The 19397-nt window shown below is 51.6% G+C and carries 16 protein-coding genes; 3 read left to right on the top strand and 13 right to left on the bottom strand.

From position 1 onward, the window contains the following. Nucleotides 1-284: 284 nt before the first annotated feature. The 5 genes from guaD to mqnE (T504_RS0110920) form a co-directional block, all read right to left on the bottom strand. Nucleotides 285-1622 carry a guanine deaminase gene (guaD, locus tag T504_RS0110940; protein ID WP_081823438.1) on the bottom strand — a complete coding sequence of 446 codons (1338 nt, stop codon included), beginning with the start codon at nucleotides 1620-1622 and terminating at the stop codon, nucleotides 285-287. Nucleotides 1623-1717: 95 nt separating this feature from the next. Then, the gene (locus T504_RS0110935) at nucleotides 1718-2569 is read right to left on the bottom strand and encodes an MTAP family purine nucleoside phosphorylase (RefSeq protein ID WP_033171119.1); all 852 of its coding nucleotides are present in this window, start codon (nucleotides 2567-2569) and stop codon (nucleotides 1718-1720) included. An 11-nt stretch (nucleotides 2570-2580) separates the two neighbouring features. After that, nucleotides 2581-3606 carry a cyclic dehypoxanthinyl futalosine synthase gene (mqnC, locus tag T504_RS0110930; RefSeq protein WP_033171118.1) on the bottom strand — a complete coding sequence of 342 codons (1026 nt, stop codon included), beginning with the start codon at nucleotides 3604-3606 and terminating at the stop codon, nucleotides 2581-2583. A 2-nt stretch (nucleotides 3607-3608) separates the two neighbouring features. After that, nucleotides 3609-4700: an aminofutalosine synthase MqnE gene (gene mqnE / locus T504_RS0110925; protein WP_033171117.1), complete on the bottom strand. Its 1092-nt coding sequence runs from the start codon at nucleotides 4698-4700 to the stop codon at nucleotides 3609-3611. A gap of 42 nt (nucleotides 4701-4742) precedes the next feature. After that, entirely contained in the window at nucleotides 4743-5840 is a 1098-nt protein-coding gene (gene mqnE, locus T504_RS0110920) for an aminofutalosine synthase MqnE (protein ID WP_033171116.1), read from the bottom strand. Nucleotides 5841-6120: 280 nt separating this feature from the next. Between mqnE (T504_RS0110920) and T504_RS0110915 the strand changes: the two genes are divergently transcribed. Next, a complete protein-coding gene (locus T504_RS0110915; RefSeq protein ID WP_033171115.1) occupies nucleotides 6121-6360 on the top strand; it encodes a hypothetical protein in 240 nt (79 codons plus the stop codon). Nucleotides 6361-6726: 366 nt separating this feature from the next. Here the strand turns inward: T504_RS0110915 and T504_RS0110910 are convergent, their stop codons facing one another. The 7 genes from T504_RS0110910 to sufC all read right to left on the bottom strand — a co-directional run bounded on the left by T504_RS0110910 (nucleotide 6727) and on the right by sufC (nucleotide 12722). Next, a complete protein-coding gene (locus tag T504_RS0110910) occupies nucleotides 6727-7422 on the bottom strand; it encodes a Crp/Fnr family transcriptional regulator (RefSeq protein WP_033171114.1) in 696 nt (231 codons plus the stop codon). Between the two features lie 2 nt (nucleotides 7423-7424). Then, a complete protein-coding gene (locus T504_RS0110905) occupies nucleotides 7425-7928 on the bottom strand; it encodes a flavin reductase family protein (RefSeq protein WP_033171113.1) in 504 nt (167 codons plus the stop codon). A gap of 133 nt (nucleotides 7929-8061) precedes the next feature. Then, nucleotides 8062-8493: a Fe-S cluster assembly sulfur transfer protein SufU gene (gene sufU / locus T504_RS0110900; RefSeq protein ID WP_033171112.1), complete on the bottom strand. Its 432-nt coding sequence runs from the start codon at nucleotides 8491-8493 to the stop codon at nucleotides 8062-8064. Beyond that, the gene (locus T504_RS0110895; RefSeq protein WP_033171111.1) at nucleotides 8483-9718 is read right to left on the bottom strand and encodes a cysteine desulfurase; all 1236 of its coding nucleotides are present in this window, start codon (nucleotides 9716-9718) and stop codon (nucleotides 8483-8485) included. Before T504_RS0110895 ends, sufU begins: the two co-directional genes overlap by 11 nt. Further along, nucleotides 9711-10544 (bottom strand): SufB/SufD family protein, encoded by an 834-nt coding sequence (locus T504_RS0110890; protein ID WP_033171110.1) that lies wholly within the window; start codon nucleotides 10542-10544, stop codon nucleotides 9711-9713. The genes T504_RS0110895 and T504_RS0110890 overlap by 8 nt, the downstream gene beginning before the upstream one ends. Beyond that, nucleotides 10544-11953, bottom strand: coding sequence for a Fe-S cluster assembly protein SufB (gene sufB / locus T504_RS0110885; RefSeq protein WP_033171109.1), 1410 nt, complete (start codon nucleotides 11951-11953; stop codon nucleotides 10544-10546). The genes T504_RS0110890 and sufB overlap by 1 nt, the downstream gene beginning before the upstream one ends. A 10-nt stretch (nucleotides 11954-11963) precedes the next feature. Then, nucleotides 11964-12722 carry a Fe-S cluster assembly ATPase SufC gene (gene sufC, locus T504_RS0110880; RefSeq protein ID WP_033171108.1) on the bottom strand — a complete coding sequence of 253 codons (759 nt, stop codon included), beginning with the start codon at nucleotides 12720-12722 and terminating at the stop codon, nucleotides 11964-11966. Nucleotides 12723-13009: 287 nt separating this feature from the next. On the opposite strand from sufC, the gene T504_RS0110875 reads away from it, so the two are divergent. Next, nucleotides 13010-15682 carry an EAL domain-containing protein gene (locus T504_RS0110875; RefSeq protein ID WP_033171107.1) on the top strand — a complete coding sequence of 891 codons (2673 nt, stop codon included), beginning with the start codon at nucleotides 13010-13012 and terminating at the stop codon, nucleotides 15680-15682. A 13-nt stretch (nucleotides 15683-15695) separates the two neighbouring features. Next, nucleotides 15696-17885 (top strand): transporter substrate-binding domain-containing diguanylate cyclase, encoded by a 2190-nt coding sequence (locus tag T504_RS0110870; RefSeq protein WP_033171106.1) that lies wholly within the window; start codon nucleotides 15696-15698, stop codon nucleotides 17883-17885. A 44-nt stretch (nucleotides 17886-17929) separates the two neighbouring features. Here T504_RS0110870 and rsmH read toward each other — a convergent pair whose 3' ends face one another. Then, on the bottom strand, nucleotides 17930-19024 hold the full coding sequence (gene rsmH / locus T504_RS0110865) for a 16S rRNA (cytosine(1402)-N(4))-methyltransferase RsmH (protein ID WP_033171105.1): 1095 nt from the start codon (nucleotides 19022-19024) through the stop codon (nucleotides 17930-17932). Nucleotides 19025-19397 lie beyond the last annotated feature (373 nt).

Raw genomic sequence — 19397 nt, 5'->3', positions numbered from 1 at the left:
TTCGTCGAAAAATTGCTACCGTTCAAGCGAAGCGCGTTTTGCAACTTTTTCGATGCTTAATTAAAGATAAAAATTTCGTTTAGAAAAACATCTCCCGCGTAGTGTTGGCACTGCCCCTAGCGGTGGCGAAGAGTTGCTTCGAATAAGGTTCCACTAACCGATAAACTGTAATTTGTAAAAAGTTCGTTGATAAATTCGTAGAAGCCTCCATCTAACTTATGGAGGCTTCTACGATTTTATGTCAATATAAAGGGATTGTTCACAGGCCCTTTTTTGTCAACACATCACGGCAAACGAAGCGGTTTTCCCGCCACATAACGGGCAGTGATATCTTCAGAGGAACCATGATAGATAAAATATTGCCAACGCTCCGCCACGGAATGTTCCGCTAGTGCTTTCGGGGTCTTTACCACCAGAAAATCGGCATCGTAATCCGGTTCAAAGCTTCCTACCTTACCGAAGAAGGCTCCGCCTCCCTTGGTGGCCAAGTAAAACGCTTCGGGCAATGTCAGGGCTTTTTCCTCAGGATAATCCATCGCCCGCACCTTAGAGACCTGTATTGCACGCACGATGACATGAGGCATAAAGAGGTCATGCCCCGCCCCCACATCACTGCCCAAGGCAACCTTGGCGCCTGCCTGCAGGAACCGGCGAACCGGCATAATCCCGCTGGTGAGATTCAGATTGGATTCCGGGCAAAATACCGGATATACGCCACGATCGACCATCTCCTTGATTTGCGTATCACTCATATGAATGCAGTGCGCCATCAGCGTCGGCGTGTCTCCATAAAGGCCAAAATGTTCATATACCTTCGGGTACTCACGGATTTTGGGGAAGAGCTCGGCCACCCACTGAATTTCTGCCTTATTCTCGGATAAATGCGTCTGCACCGGGAGATTTTCCCGTTTTGCCAGCGCCCCCAGATCCTGCAAGAGCTCCGGGGTCACCGATGGAGCAAATCTTGGCGTAAGAATCGGCCGCACCAAATCGGTCCAGACCGGTGATTTAACGAACTGCTCGGTTTCCGCCAACGAATCCGCACGATTCTCACATAGATACTCCGGTGCATTGCGATCCATATTGACTTTGCCTACATAAGCCCCGAGACCTCGCTCGGAAAGTTTTTGGGCGAGTATTTCCGCACTCTGGCGATGGATGGTGCCATAGACTGCCGACCGCGTGGTACCACACTTTGCCAATTCCGCGGCAAAATCCCCATAGACCTGTTCGGCATAGGCAGTATCTGAAAATTTCCGTTCCTCGGGGAACGTATACTTTTCCAGCCATTCCAACAGAGCTTCATCCATGCCAAAGCCAATCTGTCGGTATTGGGCCGCATGGACATGCAGGTCGCAAAAGCCCGGCAGGATAAGCTTGCCGCGGCAGTCCTGTTTCTTCCATCCCTCGTAGGCTTGCGGCAATTCATCATAGGCCCCTTTTACCTTGCCATCGCTTACCACCAAATAGCCCTGCGGCAGGATTTTTGCCTCGCCGCAGGCCGGCGTATAAACGATATCGCCCTGCACCACGTAATTTTTCGGTGCCGCGCCCGCTACTGAAAATAAGACCAGCCAACAAGCCAGTAAAACAAAAAAAATCCCCTTAAAGTACCACTTCATACCCTTGCCCCCTTCTCAGCGAATCAATAAAAGTTACCCTAATATTCAAGAAAGGCTGTGCATTTTCCTGCACAGCCTTTCTTGAATTCCCTCGATTATCCCTTGGCCGAAACCTCGTTATAGACATCTTTGAGCAAGGTTTCCTTGCGAAGATCCAAACACTCACAGTGACGGTCATCGGCGTCGATGTTGCGAATCGTCTCAAGGATGATTTCGCCAATCATCGGAGCATCGTCGTAGAAGATGTCCGACATGTCCTTATGCGACCATTTTTCCCGGATTCCCTCGCCGTAATTTACGGTAAAGTACAGGCCGGCATAGCAGGCACCGATTTCGCGGGCCAGATAGACCTCGGGGGCAATACTCTGGCCAACGATATCAGCCTGGCCATTCATCATGGCAACTTCCGCGGGGCTCTCAAAATGACGGCCATCGGTTACGGCATAGGTACCGCGGATAAATACCCGGCCATCAAAGCGCTTCTTCGTCGATTCGATAAGGGCCTGCCGCATCTCGGGGCAGAGTGCATCCCGCATGATCAAGAGATACCGGCCATCCAGCATGACATCCTTGCGAACCGAAAGGTCAAGATAATCATCGGGAATGATGAAATCCCGCAAATCCAGTAATTTGTTGACCGTGCCGACACCGCCCTCGGAGATGATGCGCTTGACGCCTGCCTCGCGGAAGGTCCAGAACACCTGACGGCTCGCATCGGCGCGGGTGACTCCCGAGCGCCAGCCATGCATCTTGACGGTCAGCACCCGCTTTTCCCCTACGCGGAAGAGGCGGATTGCCGGACTCATGCCATACGGCGTCTCAAAATGCAGATTGTCCGCTAAAATCTCTACATCTTCATCCGGCAGATTGGCCGGAAAATTGCTCGAAAGCGTCCCCGAGCCGCCCACAACAGCATAGTCGGCTTTCGGAATCTTGATTTCACTCATAATAGATCTCCTCAGAATCGGCGGATCACGTTGTATTCGGTATCGCGCTGAGCGGGCTGTTTGCCCGCGCCGCGAATGAGAGCCGCCATCTTATTGATACTCATCTCGTAATTCGTGCCAGCCGCGCGCACGACATTTTCCTCCAGCATGATACTGCCGAGGTCATCGGCGCCAAAGCCCAGCGTCAACTGCCCGATACGCTCCCCCTGGGTGACCCATGAGCCTTGGATATGCTTGATGTTATCCATATAGAGGCGCGTCATCGAAAGGGTCTTCATATAGTCCCAGCCACTGGTCTTTTCGCCGCCGAGCTCCGTATTGCCCGGCTGAAACGTCCAGGTGATGAAGGCTCGGAATCCGCCTGTCTTGTCCTGCAGGCGGCGGATTTTTTCCATGTGTTCCACGCGCTGCGCCATGGTTTCCCCGAAACCAATGACCATCGTAGCCGTGCTTTCCATGCCAATGGAATGGGCACACTCCATGACGTGCAGCCAATCCTCGGTCATGATTTTCTTCGGGCTGACGCGCTGGCGGACTTCATCCACCAGGATTTCGGCACCGCCGCCCGGCAGGCTGTCAAGGCCAGCCTCCTGCAGACGCTTTAACGTATCTAACACCGTCAAGCCTGCCTGCTGGGCAAAATACTGAATTTCCGTCGCCGTGAAGGAGTGGATCGTAATCGAGGGGAATTTCTGCTTGATAAGCCGCAGCATCTTTTCATAGTAATCCAGTCCCAAATCCGGATAAAGGCCGCCTTGAATCATGACCTGAGTACCACCGCATTCTACCGTCTCACGGACTTTCTCCAGGATTCCCTCATAGGTCAATAGATAAGCATCTTTATGCTCCTTGCGCCGAAAGAACGCACAGAACTTGCACTCATTCTTACAGACGTTGGTATAGTTTATATTGCGGTCCACGATGAACGTGACCGTATCGTCAAACAGTTTGCGGCGAGCGGCATCTGCCTGCTGACCGAGTTCAATCGGGTCGCCATGCAGCAAAAGCTCTTCGCCCTGTTTCGGAGTCAATCGCATCTTTATCCCTCCGCAATCTCATGGTAAAAGGTATCACGCTCTACTGGCTCATAGCCTGTTTCCCTTATCATTTTTTCCAGCACCTTCCGGGTGATGCCTGTATTCGTCTTGGCGCCTGCCGCATGGATGATTTTCTCCTCACCGATGGTGCCATCCAAATCATCCGCACCAAAGCCGAGCGCGAGCTGAGCAATCGGCATCGTCAGCATAATCCAGAACGCCTTGATATGGTCGATATTGTCGAGAATCAGCCGCGAAAGGGCCATCATCTTCAAATCTTCCCAGGAACCGACGCGCTTTAACTGCTGTTCCTCCCCGAGCTTCGTATTGCCGGGATGGAACGGGAACAACATAAATGCCTGAAAGCCCTTGGTCTCATCCTGTATATCCCGCAGCGTAAAGAGATGCTGCAAGCGCTCTTCGATGGTTTCGACATGACCGTACATGATCGATGCATTCGTGCGAATGCCAAGGCTATGGGCGGTCTTCATCGTTTGAATCCATTCGTCCGTCGTGGCCTTTTTCGGACAGATCAGCTGACGGACGCGGTCCGAAAGGATCTCAGCGCCGCCGCCTGGCAGGCTGTCCAGACCAGCCGCCTGCAGGATTTCCAGCACCTCGCGGATGGATTTTTTCGTCATCTTAGCGAAATTCACAATCTCTACCGGGGTAAAGGCCTTCACATCGACCTCCGGCAGCGCCGCCTTGACCTGCCGCACCACATCCACATAATAGTCAAAGGGCTTGTCAGGATGAAGGGCGGAGACAATATGAACCTCCGACAGATTGCGGATATTTTTCGCGTCCGCCAAAATCCTTTCAATATCTTCCCGCTCGAGCGTAAAACCGCGTTTATCCCCGCTTTCTACCTGAAAGGCACACAGCGGGCAATTCGCACTGCAGATATTCGTGAGATTGATATGGCGATTGACGGTATAAAATACTTTTTTGCCACTTTTTTTCTCCTTGGCCTTGCGCGCACACTCCGCCAAAAACAGGATATCGTTGTCTTCATATAATGCCAGCGCATCCGCCAGCGTCAAGCGCTCGCCAGACGCCGCTTTGGCGCGGGCCGTTGCTATTTTATCGTTCATGCCTTTTCCCTCTTCGCTTTCTTCCGCTGCCGAGAAAACCTGTCACTCATATTTCTTGATGATATTGAAGTTGCAATCACAGGACGCCGGGATTCTCCCTGCTTCTTTGACGATGCGGATAATTTGGTTCTCCGAAAGAGCCGTCGGACTCGTAGCCCCAGCATCGTGCAGGATCGTTTCCTTATGGACAGTGCCATCGATATCGTTGGCACCAAAGCCCAATGCGATCTGCGCCACTGGAACCGTCAGCATGACCCAGTACGCCTTGATATTCGTGAAATTATCCAACAGCAGGCGGGAAATCGCCATCGTGCGCAAATCATCCCACATACTGGTCTGCTTGACGCTCTTGCCCAATTCCGTATTTTTCGGCAAGAACGGGAAACAGATAAACGTCTGGAACCCGCCGGTCTCATCCTGCAATTCCCGCAACCGGAGCAGATGATCCACACGCTCCTCCAGCGTCTCGATGTGACCGTAAAGCATGCTGGCATTCGATTTAATGCCGAGTTTGTGGGCCGTGCGGGCCACCTCGAGCCACTGGTCAGCCGTGGCCTTGTTCGGGCAAAGCTCACCGCGGACCCGATCCGAGAGGATTTCAGCACCACCGCCAGCAATGGCCTGCAAACCGCCCTCATCCCTCAGCCGAATCAGCACTTCTTCAATGGACAAGCCCGAAATCTCAGCAAAATGCGTAATCTCAACGCCAGTAAACCCTTTGATATATAAATGAGGAAAAGTTTCGTGGAGTGCTTTTACTATCCCGAGATAATGCTCGAAAGTCCAAGTCGGATGAAGGCCGCTGACCACATGCAGGCCCGCGAGATCCGGGTCCTTCATAGCGTCGCGGACAACCGCCAGCGCCTGCTCTTTACTCATGGAGTAGGCACCCTTATCCTCAAGCTCCCGGCCAAATGCACAGAATTTGCACTTCGACGTACAGACATTGGTGAGATTCACGTGACAATTGACATTATAATAGACAATATCGCCGCATTTCTGCTTGCGGACATAATCTGCCATAGCTCCCAGCCAGGCAATATCCGAACAATGAAAAAGCCGGATCCCATCTTCACGGCTGAGTCGCTGTCCCTTTAGGATTTTCTCTTCTATATCCTGGTAGTTTTCCGCTGCTAACACTACATTCCCTCCAAAATGTACAATTCATATCTTCTAATTATAACATCTATCCGCAGCATTTGCAGTTATTTATCGCATTGCGATGGTCTTTAATCAGAAAATAATAGTTTACTTAATCAACTTTTAACAGCCTACTATTTGTTTTCTAAAACTAGCCCACTATACTGTTAACTGTAGTCAGGAAGGACACAAACACCAGTCTCTACGGATGGAGGCGCTCATAAACAACGCTGCTGCCGGTAATCCATGAACCGGCCCCACAACAAAGGAGATGAGTGTAATGTTCAAAAAAAGAAGCCTTAAAGTCACGGCTGTGGCCCTGGCCAGCTTCGTGAGCCTTGGCGTATTCGGCGCTGCGGCCTCGGAAGCCAGCCCCTTCCACAGCGGTCATGACTATGAAATCACCCAGCTTGCGCACAAGCATCACAGCTATCACCCCAAGAAATATTCCGAGGGTGACCGCAATACGGCTGCCATTGCCGGTGCGGTAGCAGGGTATTTCATCGCAAAGAACACCTGATTATCGTTTCCCCAAATTCCTATTTTCCCTAATTTTTCCCTAAATTTCTCACTTCCCAAAAAATAGAACAAAAACGTGCAAAAGACCGCTCCAGCCTTCCCTGCTGGCAGCGGTCTTTTCGTTATTTCCAGACCTTTTTCCTACGGGACTTCCGTCCTAATTAGTTTACTTAATCAACTTCTAATCTTATTCCTATTGTTTTTTAAAACTAGTTCCGTATACTATTACTTGTAGTCAGGAGATACCTGATGCAAATACATTTCGGTAATTCTTCTTCCCCAGAAGGATTTACATACATTCGATTCCTAAATCTCTAATTCTCTCGAAAAAAGAGACATGCCCCCACAGCATGTCTCTTTTTTCTATTTACAGATATTCTTCAAAGCGATCCATATCGAGTACGCGGATATGCTTTCCATCGACAGCTAATATTCCCTCGCGATGCATCGCCGACAGTTCCCTTGACAGGGAAGGCCGCGTAGCCGCCAGATAAGCGGCCATATACTCACGGCTGATGGCAAGCTTAACGTTCCCATCCTGCCCTAGATTCTGGAACAGGAAGCGGACGATTTTTTCTCTGAGACTGCCACTAGCCAGCACTTTGATTTTCCCTTGCATGAAATAAGCCTTACGGGCAAAAATGCGCATGAGATTCTGCTGGACCATCAGGGCGCTTTTCGACATTACGCCACCGGCACCGAAGCGCAGCAAGTGGCTGGAAATCTCCAAGACCTTCGACTTGGTCACCGCCTCGACATACATGTCGTAGGGCTGTTCCAAAACATCGTAGACCTCGCCAAACATATCGCCAGCTTCGTCGATCTCCGACAGGAAAATCTGCCGCCCCGAAAAGGTGTCCTTTAAAATATGGACTTCCCCCTCGAGCAGAATGTAGATACAGCGGGGCATATCCCCATCATGAAAGACAATATCCCCCTTGCTGTATTCCTTGATGCGCACCTGGGAAGAATCCAACAGCTCGCGAATCTCCGCCGCTCCCATGCCAGCACAAAGCATGCATTTCTGCAGCACCGCAATCAGCTTCTCTTTATCCTGCCCCATTCTTATTCCTCGATGAGAATCTTTTCAATCTCTACGACGTACATCGTATGATAGTCGTTGTTGTTCCACTTTTCATCGCTGGCTTTATCCAGGAAACATTTCTGCTCCATCTCCTGGGCATATAGCTTGCGGCAGAACATCGTCACCCGAGCCTCAGCAAAATAAGTCATGCCATTCTCATGCTTGACCGTAAGGCCGGATTTGGCAATCTTATCCTCGTCACGTCCCGATACCGTACCAAAATAGCTCATCATCTTGCGGCGGTCTTCTTTAAAGACAGACAGCGTAAAGCCATCTGCTTTGTCGACAAACTGCTTCGTATAACGGCTCGGTCGGATGAATACAAAGGCCACCGGTTTGCCCCAGAGAATCCCCATACCGCCCCAGGAAGCCGTCATGGCGTTGGATTTACCATCAGCTTCACCAGTGACCAGCATCCACTCTTTGCCAATAACTTGAAATACATTTTCGTTAAACTCTTCGGGTTTGATTTCTTTTACTGCCATTTGCTATTCTTCCTTTCCTCATCAAAGCCATCATCCACATTTTTATGCAAGAAATCCACAAAACATCGTAGTTATCCACAGTTATGCCGTGGATATCCTCAATATTTTGTGGATAAGTTGCTCTTATTCGGTATTATTTATCCGCTTTCAAGGCATCATCCAGCGTATGCCATGCCAGCACTGCACATTTTACGCGGGCCGGCATGTGGGCGACATTTTTGAGCGCCAAGGCCTCATCGAGTTCCTCGAGCTCCGCTTCGTCGGTTATCTCCCCCTTAATCATGCTTATGAATTTCTGCGCCAATCCACGTGCCTCTGCGACGGATTTGCCGCGAATCAATTCTGCCATGATATCGGTACTAGCCTGCGAAATCGCGCAGCCAACGCCTGTGAATGCAGCCTCTTTGACCACGCCGTCTTCCACATTGAGCTCCAGCGTGATTTCATCCCCGCAGCTCGGATTATGCCCTTTCATCGTGCAGGTTGCACATGCCAGGTGGTGTTTATGGTCTGGGTTGCGGCTGTGCTCCCCCAGTACCTCCGTATATACATCATCAAGCGCCATAGCCAAGAACACCTCTTACTTTCTTCAATGCGGCAATCCAACGATCGATATCTTCGCGCGTATTGTACAGGTAGAAGCTGGCGCGGCAGCTTGCATTCTGCTGGAGATAACGGTGGAGCGGCTGGGCACAATGGTGGCCTGCCCGAACGGCTACGCCGTCATTGTCGAGAATCGTCGCAACGTCATGCGGATGGACATCCTTGACGTTAAAGGCGATGATTCCCGTCTTATTATCCTGCTTGCTGTCACAGCCGTAGAGCTCGATGTACGGCAATTCCCGAAGCTGCGGCAGTGCGTAGTCAACGAGGTCCTTTTCGATGGCCTCGATGCGATCAAAGGTAATGCCCTCGAGGTAGTCAATCGCTGCCGTAAGGCCGGCCGCACCACCAACATTCTGCGTACCAGCCTCGAACTTTGCCGGCAACTCGGCCCAGGTCGATTCCTGCTCCTGCACGTATTCAATCATATCGCCACCGCGCAGGAATGGCTCCATGGCATCGAGAATCTCGTATTTGCCATAGAGGACGCCAATCCCCATCGGCGAAAGCATCTTATGACCAGAAAAGGCAAAGAAATCGCAGTCGATGTCCTGAACATCCACCGCCATGTGGGCAACACTCTGAGAACCATCCACGACGCAAACAGCTCCGACGCTATGCGCCTTTTGGACAATGGCTTTTACATCATTCTTGAGACCCAGCACATTGGAGACCTGCGTCACAGCGACAATCTTCGTGCGCTCGGTAATCTTGGTCTCAATATCCTCCTGGGAGAGATTGCCATCTTCCTGCAGATAGATATATTTTAGCACAGCTCCCTTCGCTTTGGCTACAAACTGCCAGGGAACCAGATTGCTGTGATGCTCGGAAATGCTGATGACGATTTCATCGCCAGCCTCGACATGATTGAGGCCATAGCTGTATGCCACCAGGTTCAATGCCTCGGTGGCATTTTTCGTAAAGATGATTTCTTCCTGGCGTTTCGCCTTGATGAACTGCGCCGTGCGCTTGCGAGCCGACTCGTAGATGTCCGTAGCCTTAACCGACAGGGCGTAGGCCCCGCGATGCGGGTTGGCATTACAGCCGCCATAATAACCGCAAATCGACTGAATCACCTGCTGCGGCTTTTGCGTCGTTGCACCATTATCGAGATAGGCAATATGCTTGCCACCGACTTCTCCATTCAGCAATGGGAAATCTTTTAGAAAATCCTGTACCTCAGCCATTTGCCAGCCTCCCCATCAATACCTTGTCGATCTCCTCTTTGAGCGCTTCATCTTCAATGCGGTCAAGGACCGGATGGAAGGACGCCTCGACAATCAATCGCTGGGCATCCGCCATATCGAGGCCACGACTCATGAGATAGAACAATTTTCCTTCGTCAATCTTGCCTACACTTACCGCATGGTGACCATCCACATCATCCTCATGGGAGAGCATGACCGGAACACTGCGGTTGCGAACCGTCGGGGAAAGCAGGACTACCTCCTCATTCTCACGGCCCACCGAGCCCTTGGAACCTTCGAGGAAGTCCAGCGTTCCCCGGAAGATCTTATCACTCGTTCCTAACAGTGCCCCACGCACCTGCATATTCGCATCCGTACGGCGGCCCTGTTGACGAATGACGTAGTTGAGGTCAATTTTGCTCGCGCCATCGCCAAAATAAAGGCCCCAAATATCACTGATGCTGTCATCGCCAGCCATATCCACCGAAAGCTCGGCTGCCGTATGACGGGCACCAGCCTCCACCGTGGTATAGCGGAATTTTGCCCCCTTGCCCACGTATACTTTCACGCGGCTGGTGACTGCTTTATCATCGGGAACCAGCTGGGCGTTAATAAGGTGAAGCTCTCCGCCAGCGGCGATATGCACCTGCACTTCCAGCTGACCACCCTCGCGGTTTACCAGGACAACTTCTTCCTTCTGTCCGGCCTCCACGAGTATTTGTTGTTTTTTTACGTTATCACTGAGGTTTTCCGGAACCTGGGCTTCATTGACGCCCAGCCAGCGCCAGGTGCGCATCGGAATCTCAGAAAAAATTTTATCATCCATTAGCCGATAGTCCCTTCCAACTCAATATTTACGAGGTTATTCATCTCCAAGGCATACTCCAGCGGCAGTTCCTTGGCGATTGGTTCCACGAAGCCACGAACAATCATTGCCCGCGCTTCCTCTTCATCGATGCCACGGCTCGTGAGGTAGAAAATTGCCTCATCGCTGATGCGGCCGATTTTGGCCTCATGACCGATATCCGCCTCGTCGCCCTCGATATCCATAACGGGCAGCGTATCACTGCGGGAAAGATTGTCGAGCATCAGCGACTCGCAATTGACCGAGCACTTCGCAAACGGTGCGTTCTTCGTGACCTTGACCGCACTGCGATAGGTAGCCATGCCGCCGGCCTTCGAAATCGTACGCGTGTTGATATTGGCCGACGTGTGCGGAGCGGCATGAATGACGCTGGCTCCTGTGTCGAGATTCTGCCCCTTCGAGGCAAAGGTAACTCCCGTGAACTCACAGCGGGCATTTTCTCCATGCAGGACACTGCACGGATAGAGGCAGGAAATATGGGAACCAAAGGACCCCGATACCCATTCGATGATACCGTCTTTTTCGACCAAAGCACGCTTCGTATTGAGATTCATCATGTTGCGGGACCAGTTCTCAATGGTGGAATAACGGAGTCTGGCACCATCTTTGACGAACAGTTCCACACAACCGGCATGGAGGTTCGTGACATTATGTTTCGGTGCCGAGCAGCCCTCGATAAAATGCAGGCTCGCCCCCGGCTCCACGATGATCAAGGTATGCTCGAACTGGCCAGCACCAGCTGCATTGAGGCGGAAATAGCTCTGCAACGGCATCTCAACATGGACACCAGCCGGTACATAAACGAAGGAACCACCAGACCAGACCGCACCATGCAGGGCAGCAAATTTGTGATCCTTTGGCGGGACCAGCGTCATAAAGTATTCTTTGACGATTTCCTCATGTTCGCGGACAGCCGTTTCCATGTCGGTGTAAATGACACCCTGTTTCACCATGTCTTCCTGAATGGAATGGTAGACGACTTCCGAGTCATACTGCGCGCCGACACCGCCCAGCGAAGTCTTTTCCGCCTCAGGAATGCCCAGGCGATCAAACGTATCCTTGATATCCTCCGGTACCTCTTCCCAGCTGCCAGTCATCTTGGCATCGGGCTGGACATAAGTGACAATGTCGTCCATGTGAAGTTCCTCAAGGCTTGGGCCCCAAGCCGGCAATTCGAGAGAATGGTATACTGCCAAAGACTTCAAACGAAAATCCAGCATCCACTGCGGCTCATGCTTGCGCGTAGAAATATCACGGACAACATCTTCGGTCAGCCCACTGTGGGCTTTGTAGACGGAACGATCTTCATCTTTGATGTCATAAAGGGTGCGCTCAATATCTTCAATATATGTTTTCTTCTTTTCTGTCATCAAAAACGCCTCACTTTGCCTCGTTCTGCGCATCAAGGATATGGGTGAAACCGCGGCTGTTAATATCCTCGATGAGTTCCGCACCGCCCTCTTCGACGATCTGGCCATTCATCAGGACATGAACCTTGTCCACCTTGAGTTTTTCGAGGATACGCGTATTGTGCGTGATAATCAGGCAGCTGTTGTCTTCATTGTGGAACTTTGCCACCCCCTCGGATACAATCTGGACGGCATCGACATCAAGGCCGGAATCCGTCTCGTCGAGCAGGGCTAATTTGGGCTGCAGCATCAAAAGCTGTAGAATCTCGTTGCGCTTTTTCTCACCACCAGAAAAGCCAACATTCATGTACCGCTGTGCGTACTCCGGTTTCATCTTGAGCTCCTGCATCTGCGCTTTGAGCTCCTTGCGGAACGGAATGAGTTTGACTTTATCTCCAGTGATAGTCTGCTTCGCCGTGCGAATCATGTTCTCCACCGTAATCCCCGGAATCTCCTCCGGCGTCTGGAAGGACAAAAAAAGCCCCTTACGGGCACGCTCGAAAGTCTTGAGGCCGCTCATATCCTCCCCTTCGAACTCCATGGTCCCGCTTGTCACCTGATACTTAGGATGTCCCATGATGATATTCATGAGCGTCGACTTACCAGAACCATTTGGTCCAAGAATGACGTGGACTTCTCCTTTATTTACGGAAAGGTTCAACCCTTTGAGGATCTCTTTATCTTCCACCCCTGCGTGGAGATCCTTGATTTCCAAAAGCTTCTCTGCCATTATATAAACTCTCCTTTTAATGAAGCAAATTTGATTGATTTTAATCCTTAGTGTTTTACTCGGGATTGATACTTTCATTGTAGGTAGTTTCATGCGAAAAGTCAATATCAAACATCACATACTATAAATAAAAAGCATAATTGATAACAGCTCTCAAATCATCTAGGAAAATGGACCCAATTTAAACGTTCAGAAGGAAATAGGGCCATTGACAAGAATATATCTTATAGTATTATTAGATAAGTTTTGTTACCGATTTCAATATTCCAGGAAATAGGAGTGATATTATGGGCCATGCCAAGAGATGTTACTGCCATATTGCCACATTACTGCTCGTATTTGGCCTTATAATGCTTATCCCCCCAACAGCTTCCGCTTATGAACGCCCCGTTCTGCGCGTCGGCTACACCAATGCAATCAATTATTTAAGCCGCGATGAATACGGCTTTTACCATGGCATGACCTATGAAGCGCTGGAAAACATCGCCACCTATATGGGCGTGACACTGGAATACGTACCGGGCACACCAGCGGAAAATCTCCTGCGTCTCTACAGCGGTGCCATCGATCTTGTCACCTGCGAAGAAGTCTCCCAGAACTTTCTTCCCCCTACGGAATTAACCGCACCGCCAGCTGGCACTGCTTCGATTCCACTTGGCTACGGAATTGGCTGGCTGCTTCTGAGCGACCAGCGCCCGGATTTAAAGGCTAATATTCAGGCCAGCCAGCAGTCTCTCAACAGCATCAGTCCACTATTCGGACTTCATCTGTTGGAAAAATACCAGGACCAAGGCGGTGCCGCGCTCGAACTTACCGCTGAAGAGAAAGCCTATCTAAAGGCCCATCCCGTTATCCGGGCGATGGCCTCTCCTGGTCAGCCTCCCTATACGTTCTTCACGGAGGACGGCACGCATCAGGGTGTCATTGCCGACATCATGAACATCATCGCTTCCGACCTCGGAATCACTATCGAAATCAGCCCGGAAACCGACCAGTCCAGCATGATGGCTCATCTCACTCGCGGTGAAATCGACCTGGTAACGGATTTCTATTCCGACTACAACTGGGCCCGTCAGCATAAAGCCGATTTGACGATTCCCTATCTTACCTTAAACTACGTAGCGGTCCTGCGCAAAGATCAGAGTCTGCCCGAAAAGCCGATTATCGCCTGCCCGCGCAATCATTTCTATACCCATGATTACATTGAGAAGATGTATCCCGCGTCTCAGCTGCAGTATTACAACACCGTTGCCGAATGCATGTCGGCTGTCAACAACCGCCAGGCCGATATGACCCTGGTAAAGGCAATCACCGCCCAAAGCGATATCCATCAGGGCAATTATTACAACCTCTATATCACCGGCAATATCGTTTTTTCCCACGATGTCGCCATCGCCGTCAGCAATCAGGCTGACCCGATGCTCATCCACATCCTCAATAAGGAAATCGCGCACCTTTCGCAGCAGCAAATATCCAGCATAATCAATCGCCAGATATACGCGGTGCAAAGCAAAGACACGCTGCAATCCTTGATTTATCGCAATCCTATCGGCTCACTGGTCCTTATCAGCAGCCTGCTGCTCGGCATCATCCTCACCTTGCTGCTCGTCATGCAGCTGCGCCGCAAGCACAGTGAAGAACTCTATCGCGAGGCGCATTATCTAAAAGAAGTCAACATGTACAATACCCGCTGGTTCACGCAGAACCTGCCCAGCACCCTCGCCAAATACGAGGAACAGCAAAAACAGGGAAAGCTTTTCCTGATGGTCATGTCCCCTCAACGCATTGCTTTCATGCACGAGCTCTACAGCCGTCAGGCCTTTAACAAAGCCCTGCAAGAGCTGGTTGCCCGCATCCGCCGGAATAATCCCTGGCTGCTGATGGATGCAATCTCTGGCGACTTTTTCAAGCTGATTGTCCTCTGCCGCCTGCCCGAAGGATTCACGATGGAACAGGCTGCCCAGAAAATTGCCAACGAATCCGGTACCTGTGTCATCAACGATATGCTGACTACGGTCCGCTACCATATCGGACTCTACGCAATTCCGGCCAGCGGTCAGCTTGTTCCGGAACGCCTCATCGACTGCGTAATGCTCGCCCACATGGAAAGCGTTGCCAGTCACGAAACCACCACCTATAACGAATCACTGCACGACGAACTGCTCAAACAAAAACAGCTGGAAAACCTCATGGACAAAGCGCTGCAAAACGGCGAATTCCAGGTCTACCTGCAGCCGAAATACGACTTGCAAACCTACGAAGTCCTGGGCGCTGAGGCCCTCGTACGCTGGCAGAGTCCGGAGCTTGGCTTCCTGGCACCAGCTGCCTTCATGGACCTCTTCGAGCATAATGGCTTTGCCATCCCACTCGATTACTATATGCTCGAAACCATTTGCCGCTACCAGCAGGAACGCATTGCCAAAGGTGCCACTGTCCTCCCCATTTCCGTCAACCAGTCCGGTCTGCACTTTACCGAAGAAAATTATCTCAAGCGCATGCAGGCCATTGCGGATACCTATCAACTGCCCCAAGGCTGTCTTGAACTGGAAATCACCGAAACCGCTTTTATCGACTATCAATCCCATGATACCCGCGACGATGCTGGGACGGTTATCAACCGCCTCAGCCAACTGGGCTTCATCCTGTCCATGGACGATTTCTGTACCGGCTATTCCTCCATTGCCATGCTGCAGAATCTCCCCATGGACGTCATGAAAATCGATCGGCAAATGCTGCTGACCGCGGAAAAATCGCCGCGCGCACGGACTATCCTGCACCATATTGTGAAACTCGGACAGAGTCTCCATATGAAGGTATTGACCGAAGGCATCGAGACCAAACAACAGGAAGAACTGTTGCTTTCCTTAGGCTGCCGCCTAGGACAGGGCTTCCTGTTTGCCGAGCCGATGCCTTTGGAGGAATTCGACGACTTCCTTGCGCGCCATACCCAAAAATCGTAAAAGGGGTTTTACCATGCACTTTGTACAGAAGCTATGCCATATCTTGTTGTGCCTAGCCGTGCTGGTGGCTCTGCCTGCACACAGCACGGCAGAACCCCCGGCCTATCAGACCATCCGTATCGGGGTCGCTAACGATAGGCGCCCGGGGTCTGCCAATGATGCGATCCGGCTGATGGCCAGCTATAACAGCAGCTTTTTAGCGGAAATCGCCAAAATCACCCATTGGCAATACGAATACTACCACGGCACGGCCTCCGACTGCCTGCAGCGGTTGCGCGAGGGGCAGCTCGATCTCATCGCACCAGTCAGCGACGCCGCCTTCCCGCTAGGAGAATACCTATTTTCCAATGGACATTCCTGCGCGGCAATTTTAGGACTGTACACCGACGAAAACGACATGCAGATCACTGCCGACCGCGGCGCCACCCTTGATGGCGCTACCATCGGCGTCCTTAACAGCAACGACCTCAAAAATCGCCTGCAGTTTTTTGCCAAAGCCAACGGCTGGAATGTCAGCATCCGTACCTATCCCAGCAGCGATGCACTAACCAATGGGCTGCACCGTGGAGAAGTTCAGCTCATCGCCTGCACGGTTTTTAATCTTACGGGCCATGAACGCTGGATTACCTTTGTCGACACCATTCCCCAGCAATACATGACCGACAAGGCCCATGCGGGCCTAATGGAGCAGCTTAACCAGGCCATCTTGAGTATCGAAATGACCAATCCCTCCTTTGAAACGCGCCTCAAGCGCGAATATCTCGACCCCAGCATCTACAAAATGGCACACTACTCCGAGCATCAGCAGGCTTTCATCCGCACTGCCCCCACGGTTCGCGTCGTCTTTCCTGGTACCTTTATCTCCCTCATCCAGCAAAACAAGGAATTCGGCAACATTTACGGCATATCCCCGGATATTCTGACGCTGTTGATGAACACCACCGGCATTACGTTCCAGCCCGTGATTGTCGATTCCGTCGAAACCGCCGGCAAAATGCTGCGTGACGGCCGGGCCGAAGCGGCCTTTGCCGTTTACGTCAACGACCCGCAGCTTCAGATGATGCAGTTTTCCAACAACATCCTCTGGATGCCGTTTACGCCAATCGTTCGGCGCACGCAGGAGGAATCAGCCCGCCCAGGAAGCATCATCCTGCCGACCTGTTATGCTGGCCTGCGGGAATTTTTCCAGCGCCTCAACCCACAGGCAAAAGTCGTCGAAGTCGCAGAACCAGAAGAATGTCTCTACGCCGTCGAGCAGGGCCTGTATGACTACACCTACCTGCCCCAGCCGTATCTGTCCAAGAATAAAAACATTCTGCTGCATTTCCAGCTGAAACAACTTGATTCTGCCACGGTATCTGTCCCGCTCTGCCTGATGTTCTGCCCCGACGCGCCAGAGATGCTCCGCCACACGGTCAACACCGCCCTGCTGGGATTACCGCAAAATCAGCTGACGCAGATTATCCAGCATAACAGCACTCCGGATGTCTCCTTTGGCTACTTACTGAGTCAACACCCACTGGCGCTCACCACTGGCCTGCTGCTTAGTTTCAGCATCCTGGTCACCGCAATCTTCCTGCTTTACCGCAACCGGCTCGAGCAGGAAAAGAACCGCGCCCTTACCCTGCGGGAACTCGAACTACAGCAAGCACTTGATGCCGTGGAAATCCTGCAGGAAGACCGGGACAACTACAAGCGCAATGCCGAAACCGACCACCTAACCGGCTGTCTCAACAAAGCCGCGATGACGACACAGTGCCAGCTGATCCTCGAAAGCCTGCCCGAAAACTGGACCGCCGCCTTCTTTATCATCGACCTCGACCATTTCAAAGAGGCCAATGATACCTATGGCCATCAGCACGGCGATGACATCCTCATCGAATTTGCCGCCATGCTGCGGGGCCTCTTGCCGCCACGCACCCATATCGGCCGATTCGGCGGCGATGAATTCACCCTGTTCCTGTTCGAAGAAGACAGTGACATCTACGAAGCCTATGTCCGGCGGATTGCTGAACTCATCCTCGAACAGACCCGCGGGCTCATTGTCTGTGGGGCTCCCGGCAACGTCACTGCCAGCATCGGCATCGCCATCAGCCCTGCCGGCGGCAAACGCGACCTGGCCACCATTTTCCGCCAAGCCGACCGCGCCCTCTACAACGTCAAGGAAACCTGCCGCGACAACTACGAAATTTATCAACATTAAAAAAGACCCGTTGACTCTTACAAAAGTCAACGGGTCTTTGCATTTTATTCCTCACCTTTTATCGCCCAGCGCAGTTTGGTCGAGTGGGCACGGCTGTTACGATAGCATTCTTCTTTAGTCGGCCGAATGACATCTTGCGCGATGTCGGCGTATACCCCCTGTTGATGGAAGATCTTGAACGCTTTTTTAACGATACGGTCTTCACCGGAATGGAAAGTAAGAATGGCAGCACGGCCGCCGGGAGCCAGCGCCGCCGGAAGCTTTTCCATAAACTCGTAGAGGACTTCATACTCACGATTGATGTCAATGCGCAATGCCTGAAATACCCGGGCACTGCTTTTCTTTATGAGTTCCGCCCGCGCTAGTGCCTGTTTTTTCGTACTGTAACCGGCACGCTCGGCCATTTCCCTAGGCAGTTTTACCTTCGCCAGTGCCTGCCCGATGGCTTCGTGCAGATCCTTGGTCGTCCGAATAGGACGACGACGGCGCGTTTTTACGATATAGCGGGCAATTTCGGTAGCATAGGGTTCATCAGCATTTTCCTGCAAGAGTCCCTCCAGCTCATACTCGTCAATGTCACGAAGACGATCGGCGGCCGTAATGCCAGCCTCAGGATTCAATCGCAAATCCAACGGGCCCTCGCTCTTGTAGGTGAACCCACGCTCTGGATTATCAATCTGCATCGACGATACCCCAAGGTCTGCGAGAATGAAGTCAAAGGGCCCTACTTCGCGCGCCAATTCATCAATCTGACAAAAATTCATATTGCGAAGCTCCCAGATATCTTCGCCAAATCCCTTGGCACGAATACGCGCCTCCGTCTTCTTCGACTCAATCGGGTCAATATCGCCACTTATCAGATGCCCCTTGCCGGCCAGTTTTTCGAGCATAGCACAAGTATGTCCGCCATACCCCAGCGTTGCATCGAAGCCGCGCTCTCCCGGCTTTATCGCCAGCACGTCCAAAATCTCATTGACCATGATAGGAATGTGCATCCCCGCCGGCGTATTGCCCTTTGCAATAACATGCGCAATCTCATCGCCATATTTTTCCGGATTAAGTTCCTTATATTTTTCCTCAAAACGCCGTGGATACTTACCACTATAATGAATCCGGCGTTTATGCTGCTTCTCTTCCATCCAATAATCCTTTCTATTGCCAATTACAGTTTGTAGGGCAGTAAGAGCGAGTTCATATTTGAGACAAATCGCCGGCGGCGGGGGCCCCAGTACCAACGCTCCACCGGTGACAACCCGCTACAAGAAATTTTTGCCTTTTAATTAAGAGTTGGAAAACAGTTAAACGCGCTTCGCTTGGACGAAACTGCTTTTCCAACGAGAACGCAGGCAAAAATTTCTTGCTTCACGCGGAACGTCAAGGCTACGCTTATGGTACTGGGGCCCCCGCCGCCTCGGTTAGAGCCGGTACGAATTGCTGCGCCCTCGGAGGGGGTAGCCCTGCGAAACTTGCCACATCCTCAGCCGACGCTAGGGGCAGTGCCATAAACGAAGC

This window comes from Selenomonas sp. ND2010 (assembly GCF_000702005.1).
GTDB lineage: Bacteria > Bacillota > Negativicutes > Selenomonadales > Selenomonadaceae > Selenomonas_A.
Note: the sequence above shows the minus strand (reverse complement) of the source record. Positions and strands in the feature narration are given on the sequence as shown.